The 7,914-nt window shown below is 51.0% G+C and carries 7 protein-coding genes, 4 tRNA genes and 2 pseudogenes; 10 read left to right on the top strand and 3 right to left on the bottom strand.

What is annotated here, in order from left to right:
• Together CRG49_RS11420 and folD are read right to left on the bottom strand one after the other, a co-directional pair.
• On the bottom strand, nt 1–273 hold a 273-nt coding region (locus CRG49_RS11420; RefSeq protein WP_097784577.1), incomplete at its 3' end, for a helix-turn-helix domain-containing protein.
• Nucleotides 274–402: 129 nt separating this feature from the next.
• Complete coding sequence (folD, locus tag CRG49_RS11415; RefSeq protein ID WP_095502065.1) at nt 403–1,254, bottom strand: bifunctional methylenetetrahydrofolate dehydrogenase/methenyltetrahydrofolate cyclohydrolase FolD; 852 nt, start codon at nt 1,252–1,254, stop codon at nt 403–405.
• 258 nt (nt 1,255–1,512) lie between these two features.
• On the opposite strand from folD, the gene CRG49_RS11410 reads away from it, so the two are divergent.
• The 10 genes and pseudogenes from CRG49_RS11410 to CRG49_RS11370 all read left to right on the top strand — a co-directional run bounded on the left by CRG49_RS11410 (nt 1,513) and on the right by CRG49_RS11370 (nt 7,709).
• Nucleotides 1,513–1,590, top strand: a tRNA-Pro gene (locus CRG49_RS11410).
• A 28-nt stretch (nt 1,591–1,618) separates the two neighbouring features.
• Nucleotides 1,619–1,695, top strand: a tRNA-Arg gene (locus tag CRG49_RS11405).
• An 11-nt stretch (nt 1,696–1,706) separates the two neighbouring features.
• A tRNA-His gene (locus tag CRG49_RS11400) sits at nt 1,707–1,782 on the top strand.
• A 7-nt stretch (nt 1,783–1,789) separates the two neighbouring features.
• A tRNA-Pro gene (locus CRG49_RS11395) sits at nt 1,790–1,867 on the top strand.
• A gap of 247 nt (nt 1,868–2,114) precedes the next feature.
• The gene (gene rfaE2 / locus CRG49_RS11390) at nt 2,115–2,621 is read left to right on the top strand and encodes a D-glycero-beta-D-manno-heptose 1-phosphate adenylyltransferase (RefSeq protein WP_095502064.1); all 507 of its coding nucleotides are present in this window, start codon (nt 2,115–2,117) and stop codon (nt 2,619–2,621) included.
• Nucleotides 2,618–4,369, top strand: coding sequence for a bifunctional biotin--[acetyl-CoA-carboxylase] ligase/type III pantothenate kinase (locus CRG49_RS11385; RefSeq protein ID WP_095502063.1), 1,752 nt, complete (start codon nt 2,618–2,620; stop codon nt 4,367–4,369). Before rfaE2 ends, CRG49_RS11385 begins: the two co-directional genes overlap by 4 nt.
• Nucleotides 4,366–5,247 carry a cell division protein gene (locus CRG49_RS11380; protein WP_095502062.1) on the top strand — a complete coding sequence of 294 codons (882 nt, stop codon included), beginning with the start codon at nt 4,366–4,368 and terminating at the stop codon, nt 5,245–5,247. The genes CRG49_RS11385 and CRG49_RS11380 overlap by 4 nt, the downstream gene beginning before the upstream one ends.
• A 30-nt stretch (nt 5,248–5,277) precedes the next feature.
• Nucleotides 5,278–5,400: pseudogene (locus tag CRG49_RS14025) on the top strand (signal peptidase); the annotation flags it as partial.
• A gap of 495 nt (nt 5,401–5,895) precedes the next feature.
• Nucleotides 5,896–7,338, top strand: coding sequence for a metalloprotease TldD (gene tldD, locus CRG49_RS11375; protein WP_095502061.1), 1,443 nt, complete (start codon nt 5,896–5,898; stop codon nt 7,336–7,338).
• A 140-nt stretch (nt 7,339–7,478) separates the two neighbouring features.
• Complete coding sequence (locus CRG49_RS11370; protein WP_095502060.1) at nt 7,479–7,709, top strand: hypothetical protein; 231 nt, start codon at nt 7,479–7,481, stop codon at nt 7,707–7,709.
• Nucleotides 7,710–7,836: 127 nt separating this feature from the next.
• Here the strand turns inward: CRG49_RS11370 and CRG49_RS11365 are convergent.
• Nucleotides 7,837–7,914 (bottom strand): annotated as a pseudogene (locus CRG49_RS11365) (IS1595 family transposase); the annotation flags it as partial.

The following is a 7,914-nucleotide window of genomic DNA, read 5'->3' as shown; positions in this document are numbered from 1 at the left end:
CATGTAGCGTAACTCTTCAATCAGCTCTGCCTGAGTTTTTTCATGGTCGGGTTTGTCGACGATAAAGGGATTCTTGCGTTTGGTCTGCATAGTCTTCATAAGCGTAGCCTGTGGGTGTTGAAGTGCGGTTATACCGCCTTGGCAGTAGGCGGCAATCCAACGGCGCAGATGTGTGCGTGAGACGTTGAAATGGTCTGCGGTGCGCTGTTGGCTGTGCACTTGATGGTAATGGAGTACGGCTCGGTATTTGAAGTCTAGTGTATATTTGGACATAAGAAAACTGCACCTTTTTAAAGTTGGGGGGAAAGTGTCCAACTTTTGGGGTGCAGTTCAGTTTGCTAAAAATCTTTCAGACGGCCTTTTAGTATGAAACCGTTTATTAAAAACTTGGAGTTTTAACCTTTAATCATGCAATTGAGCGGCGTGTAAAGTGTTTTCCAAAAGCGTGGCAATGGTCATTGGGCCGACACCGCCGGGAACCGGGGTAATCATGGCCGCGCGTTCTTTGGCGACATCAAATTCCACATCGCCGCACAAGCTGCCGTTTTCCAAGCGGTTGATGCCGACATCGATGACTACGGCACCTGGTTTCACCCATTTGCCTTTAACAAAATTCGGGATGCCGACGCCAACCACCAAAATATCGGCTTGAGCCACTTCTTCCGCCAAGTTTTCTGTGGCGCTGTGGCAGATGGTGACGGTGGCACGTGAGAGCAGTAATTCTAATGCTTGCGGGCGGCCAACAATATTGGACGCGCCTACAATTACGGCTTTTTTGCCTTTAGGGTCAACGCCGTAGGCTTCGAGAAGTGTCATCACGCCTTTAGGTGTGCATGGGCGCATCAGTGGCATTTTGACAACCAAACGACCAACGTTGTAAGGGTGGAAGCCGTCCACGTCTTTATGTGGCAAAATGCGCTCCAATACGGCTTGGCTGTCGATGTGTTTCGGCAAAGGCAGTTGCACCAAAATGCCGTCCACTTCAGGATTGGCGTTCAATTCGTCCACCAACTTCAGTAATTCGTCTTGCGTGGTTTCGGCAGGTAATTCGTAAGACAAAGACGCAATGCCTGATTTTTGGCAGGCGGTTTTTTTATTGCGCACGTAAACCGCGCTGGCAGGATCGTCGCCAACCAAAACCACGGCCAAACAAGGCGTGCGCAAGCCGGCTGCTGTGCGTTGTTCGACTGCTTGGGCGACTGCCGCCAAGCGTTGTTGGGAGACTTCTTTACCGTTGATTAATTGAGCAGTCATGTTCACTCTCTAGTTGTCAGGGAAGGGGTAAAAATGGAAAATCGGGTAATTATCTCATTTTTAAGCCTTCTTTTGCATTATTTATCGTTAGCTTTGTCGAGATTATTTTTCAGACGGCCTGAATATTGATAGGGAATAAATAAGGTAGGTATGAATTAAATTCTGAATAAAAATAATCAGATAAATGCAATTTTAAAAAAATGTTAACCGTAAAGGTTGACGTGATTTCGAAAATCAGTATAGTTCAGTTCTTCAAGTCGGGGCGTAGCGCAGCCTGGTTAGCGCATCTGCTTTGGGAGCAGAGGGTCGTGAGTTCGAATCCCACCGCCCCGACCACACCAGTTTTCAGCACGTAACGGCATGAGCGCCCGTAGCTCAACCGGATAGAGCACCGACCTTCTAAGTCGGGGGTTACAGGTTCGATTCCTGTCGGGCGTGCCAAAAAGTTTACGGTGGCTATAGCTCAGTTGGTAGAGCCCCGGATTGTGATTCCGGTTGTCGTGGGTTCGAGCCCCATTAGCCACCCCATCTATATCGGGGCGTAGCGCAGCCTGGTTAGCGCATCTGCTTTGGGAGCAGAGGGTCGTGAGTTCGAATCCCACCGCCCCGACCAAAATAAAAAAAACCTGCTTTTAATAAGCAGGTTTTTTTATAGCCGTTTAAAATGGAAATAAGACAAGGCGACAGCAACCGCCGTGTACGTTGGTACATAAGGGCGCTGGTAATGCTATTTGTCACATTAAATTCACAAAATTACACGCAAAAGGCCGTCTGAAATCTGTTCAGACGGCCTTTTGCTTTGCCTTTTGACGGGGCTTCGGTATCATAGCTTTAATCTGAATGAAACAATGGAAAGCATTATGTCCGAATGGCCTTTACCCGATTTTGAACAAAAAATCTGTCCGCCCGAAGCGCTTGCTGAACGTTTGGCTGCATTGCCGCGCCCGCTGGTGTTTACCAACGGCTGTTTTGATATTCTGCATCGCGGCCATGTCACCTATTTGGCGCAGGCACGCGCGACCGGTGCGGCGATGATTTTGGCCTTGAATACCGATGATTCCGTTCGCCGTCAAGGCAAGGGGGATGACCGCCCGATTAATCCTTTAGAAAACCGTGCGGCGGTGGTGGCAGCGCTGGCCAGCGTGGACGTGGTGACGTGGTTTGATGATGACACACCAGCGGCTTTGATTGAGTTGGTCAAACCGGATATTTTGGTCAAAGGTGGCGACTGGACAGTCGATAAAATTGTCGGTTCGCAAGAAACCTTGGCGCGCGGCGGCAAGGTGTATTCGATTCCGTTTTTACACCAAACGTCCACCACGCAAACACTGGCGAAAATCCGCGCCGCAGAGGCGGCCGATAAATGAGCAGTATGAAGCCTCAGCATTGGCAGGTATTGGCGGCACTTTCAGACGGCCTGCCGCATCATGTGTCGCAACTGAGCCGTTTGGCCGGTGTGAAGCCACAGCAACTCAACGGATTCTGGCAGCAAATGCCGCCTCATATCCGCGGTTTGTTGCGTCAACACGATGGGCAATGGCGGCTGGTGCGGCGCTTGGCGGTGTTTGAATCCCAAGCTTTGCAGCGTTTGGCGCAAATGTATGGTTTTCAGACGGCCTTGAAAAATGAATGCGTTTCCAGCAATGATGAAATCTTGGCTTTGGCGCGCGAATCGGCGCAAAAAGCGCACAAAGCCTTGTGTGTGGCGCATTTTCAAAGCAAAGGGCGCGGACGGCAGGGGCGCAGTTGGCAGCACCGCTTAGGCGAATGCCTGATGTTCAGCTTCGGCTGGACATTTGATAAACCGCAGCACGAATTAAGCGCGTTGGCTTTGGTTGCAGCCTTGGCCTGTAATCGTGCGTTGGCGAAACTGGGTTTGAATACGCAAATCAAATGGCCGAATGATTTGGTGGTTGGGCGCGATAAGCTCGGCGGCATTTTGATTGAAACTGTACGCAACGGCGGCCAAACGGTGGCGGTGGTTGGCATCGGTGTGAATTTTGTGTTGCCCAAAGAAGTGGAAAACGCCGCTTCGGTACAGGCTTTGTTTCAGACGGCCTCACAACGTGGCGCAACCGTAAACCAATTAATGAGCGCATTGCTGGCTGAGTTAAACAGCGCGTTTGAAGCCTTTGCTAAAAGCGGTTTTGGTGCGATGTTGGGCGAATATCAGGCTGCCAACCGCGACCACAACCGTCCGGTGATGTTGTTGCAAGACGGTGTGGTGCTTCATGAGGGTACGGTATCAGGCGTGAATGAGCAGGGCGCGTTGCGTTTGGCGACTGCCGCAGGCGAGAAAACCATCGTCAGCGGCGAAATCAGTTTGCGCCCAAACGATAATCCCATACCGCAAATCATTGTGCGCAACGAGCGCTATTTGCTGCTTGACGGCGGCAACAGTCAGCTGAAATGGGCATGGGTAGAGAACGGTGCATTCAGCGAAGTGAGTCGAGCACCTTACCGCGATTTAAGCCGCCTGGGTGAAGAATGGCGCGAGCGTTCAGACGGCCTGGTGAAAGTAGTTGGCTGCGCCGTGTGTGGCGAAACCAAAAAAGCCTTGGTGGCGGAACAATTGTCCCAGCCGGTCGAATGGTTGCCGTCGATGGTGCAAGGTTTGGGCGTACGCAATCATTACCGCAATCCGGCGGAACATGGTTCCGACCGTTGGTTCAACGCCTTGGGCAGCCGCCGCTTCAGCCAAAATGCCTGCGTGGTGGTGAGTTGCGGTACCGCAGTGACCACCGATGCGCTGACCGATGATAACCACTATCTCGGTGGCACGATTATGCCCGGTTTTCATCTGATGAAAGAAGCGATGGCACTGAAAACCGCCAACCTGAATCGACCCATCGGCAAGGTATATCCGTTCCCGACGACCACGTCGAATGCTTTGGCCAGCGGCATGATGGACGCGGTATGTGGTGCGTTGATGATGATGCATGGCCGTCTGAAACAAAAAGTCGGCACGGAAAAGCAGGTTGACGTCATCATCACCGGTGGCGGGGCAGCCAAAGTGGTGCAGGCCCTGCCGGAAGCATTTGTTTTGGACAACACAGTCAAAATTGTAGATAATCTCGTCATTTACGGCTTACTCAACTGGATAGAACAAAAATGAAATGGTTATTCGCCGTGTTGGTTGCACTTAATATCATCGTATTCGGGGGAATGGTGGCGCACCGCATGACAGAAAAGCAGCCTGAAGCAGCCAATGCGCCGCTGGAAGGCGGAACACATGAATTGGCACGTCCGGCTTCTTTGGAGCCGCAATCTGCTGCGCCGTCTGAAAACAGCGCACCGGAGTGGATTAACGTGCCGGAAAACAACGCCGACATTCCGGAACCTGAATCGGAAGAAGCCATCGCCGCACGCAAACAAAAAGAGCGTGAAGAAAAGCTGGCTAAAGAGAAAAAAGCGCGCGAAGAAAAGGCCAAGCGAGAAAAAGAAGCGCAGCAAAAAGGTATGGATTTGCAGACGGGAACTCAGGCCAATATTGAGCAAGGCGATAACGCACCGCGTCAATGTGTTGCCACCGCCAGTGTTTCTATGGATGAAGACGATTACCACCGCATCAAAGGCCTGCTGACCCGTTGGCCGCATGCCGCCAGCCGCAGCGTGGAAAAACGTTCGGCTAAAAAAGGCGAAAATGCAGTGAACAAAACCTTCCGCGTGTTGTTGCCGTCTGACGGCGATGCCATGGCGCAGTTGGAAAACTTAAACAGCAAAGGCTTCACCGGCGTGGTGTACAACGGCGAAATCAGCATGGGCGTGACCCGCAGCCGCTCTTCGGCGCAAATCCTGATTTCACGCTTGGCCGGTGCCGGTTTCGGTGGCGCGCGTATTTTGGAGCAGGAGGAAAAAAGCAGCGCACCCGATGGCACTTTGAGCGTCTCGCGCATGACCGTGACCTTTATGGCTGTTGGCGAACGTGATGCGCAAGATATCCGCAATGTGGTGGGGCGCTACGGTAATTTGAATGTGCGTGCTTGTCGTTAATCATGATATTCGAGGCCGTCTGAAAAATGTATGTTTTCAGACGGCCTGAGACCTTTGCAAAATCCCTATCTTTGGCACATTTCTTCGTTGTGCGCTGCTCGAAAGCTTGCCTATCTTGATGATATGTCTTCGCTTTCTGCGCTACTACAACTTTGAACTGTACTCAAATCTAGGGTTTTGCAAAGGTCTCAGCCTTTTTATTTCAGACATTTATCAAACAGCAAACCCGTTGTCGAGACAACGGGTTTGCTGTTTTTCGGTTTTGAGTATCTGATAAAGGGAACAGTCAATATGTCGTATACGCACACTCCGATGAAGATGTCGGGCAATAGGGAGATTGGCCGACGAAGCAAAGTTTAAGGAAAAATTAAAAAGGGGTCATTCTGTTGTTTAATGGCTCGGTGCAGGACGCTGCCGAGTGAATTCATTATACGCTAATAATAACTATTATCAATAACAAAGTGAATTTATCGGGAAATTTTTTGATAAATAATTGAATTTGATAAAAATAAAATTTGCTCTCTCGGATATGCAAACACAAAAACCGGCATAGCAGCAAGCAATCAACATGCCCAAGCCTGTACAAATACCGTATAATTCCACACCACTCTTTTGATTACACTTTTTTGAAAAGGCCGTCTGAAAACAATGCAGCAAACCTATTCTCAAGTACAACGCGATTTGCTCGAAGCCAATCAACTCTCACCGGAATTATTGGCCAAAAGCCTGAGCCTGATTGGCGCGCATCATGTCGATTATGCCGATATCTACTGCCAGCGCACGGCCTATGAAAGCTGGCATTTGGAAGAAGGCATGGTGAAATCGGGCAGTTTTCAGATTGACCAAGGCGTCGGCGTGCGTGCCGTATCGGGCGACAAAACCGCTTTTGCCTATGCCGACAGCCTCAACATTGATTCGATTAACCGCTCCGCTCAAGCCGTGCGCGTGATTGGCACGGCGGGGCGCGAACAAAGCATTCAAGTACCTAGCGCGGTGTACGGCAAACCGGTGCATGCCGTGATTGACCCGATTGCCAGCTTGGATTCTGCTGCCAAAGTTGCCTTGTTAAACAAAGTCGAGGCCTTGGCCAAAGCCGCCGACCCGCGTATTGTACAAGTAATGGCCGGTTTGACCTGCGAACATGACATGATTTACCTCGCACGTTTGGATGGCAAATACGCCGCCGATATCCGCCCGATGGTGCGGCTGAATGTGAGCGTGATTGCCAAACAGGGCGACCGCCGCGAGCAGGGCAGTTCGGGCGGTGGCGGCCGTTATGATTTGGCTTATTTTGACGAACAATTGGTACAGAAATTTGTCGATTCCGCCGTGAAGCAAGCCCTAACCAATCTCGAATCGCGCCCTGCGCCTGCCGGTGAGATGACCGTGGTCTTGGGCAACGGCTGGCCGGGCGTATTGCTGCATGAAGCCGTGGGGCATGGTTTGGAAGGCGACTTCAACCGCAAAAAAACCAGCGTGTTTACCGGCCGCATCGGCGACCAAGTGGCTGCCAAAGGCGTGACTGTGGTCGATCAGGGCGACATCGCCGACCGCCGCGGCTCGCTCAATATCGACGACGAAGGCAACGAAACCCGCCGCACCGTGTTGATTGAAGACGGCATTTTGGTCGGCTACATGCAAGACGAAACCAACGCGCGCCTGATGGGCGTACCGGTGACCGGCAACGGCCGCCGCGAAAGCTACGCCTCCGCCCCTATGCCGCGCATGACCAACACTTTTATGGAAAACGGCGCCTACGACCCGCAAGAAATCATCGCTTCGGTGGATAAAGGCATTTACGCCGTCAACTTCGGCGGTGGCCAAGTCGACATCACCAGCGGCAAATTCGTGTTTTCCGCTTCAGAAGCATGGTGGATTGAAAATGGCAAACTGCAATATCCGGTCAAAGGCGCGACCATCATCGGCAGCGGCGCGGAAGTGTTGAAACACGTTTCCATGGCTGGCAACGACACCGCGCTCGACAGCGGCGTGGGCGTATGCGGCAAAGACGGCCAAAGCGTACCCGTCGGCGTAGGGCAACCGACCTTACGTATTGATGCGGGGCTGACCGTTGGGGGAAGTGAAATTTGAGTGATAGGCCGTCTGAAAGTAAATTTTCAGACGGCCTTTATATTTACCAAAAAATACATTTTCAGACGGCTGGTAACGGTTTTTCTGTTACGATGAAGACACGTTGTAAAAAATATGTTCATTCAAATAAGGAGAAAACCATGAGCACGAATACCCCAAACAACCAAGACAGCACTTTCGACGTCTCTTCTGCTGCCGAAATGGAAGCGCTGGAGCGTGAATTGGTGATTGAAGATTCGGTGGACAGCGTTGTGCGTTATGCCGAAGAGCCGTTGTCTGACGAAGAAATCGAAGCGCGCAAATTGGATGAAGAAGAGATTGTGCCGGATTCCGGTCCGATCGGCGGCTTGGAAACCAAAGTCGACGAGTAATCCAATGAATATACAGGCCGTCTGAAATTGTTTCAGACGGCCTTTTCTTTAGGCTTCGTGTTAAAATGCCGTCTGAATGAATAACCACTGAAGAAATAATAATGAAGGGGCTTAGGAAGCAAAAATATTAAATTGGGTTATTTCGAAGCATCTTCATTAATATTTTACCTAAATCTTCATGCCGGTGGTTAAACCTAAACTCCGT

The sequence above is a fragment of the Neisseria sp. N95_16 genome, from assembly GCF_002551535.2.
Lineage (GTDB): Bacteria > Pseudomonadota > Gammaproteobacteria > Burkholderiales > Neisseriaceae > Neisseria > Neisseria brasiliensis.
Note: the sequence above shows the minus strand (reverse complement) of the source record. Positions and strands in the feature narration are given on the sequence as shown.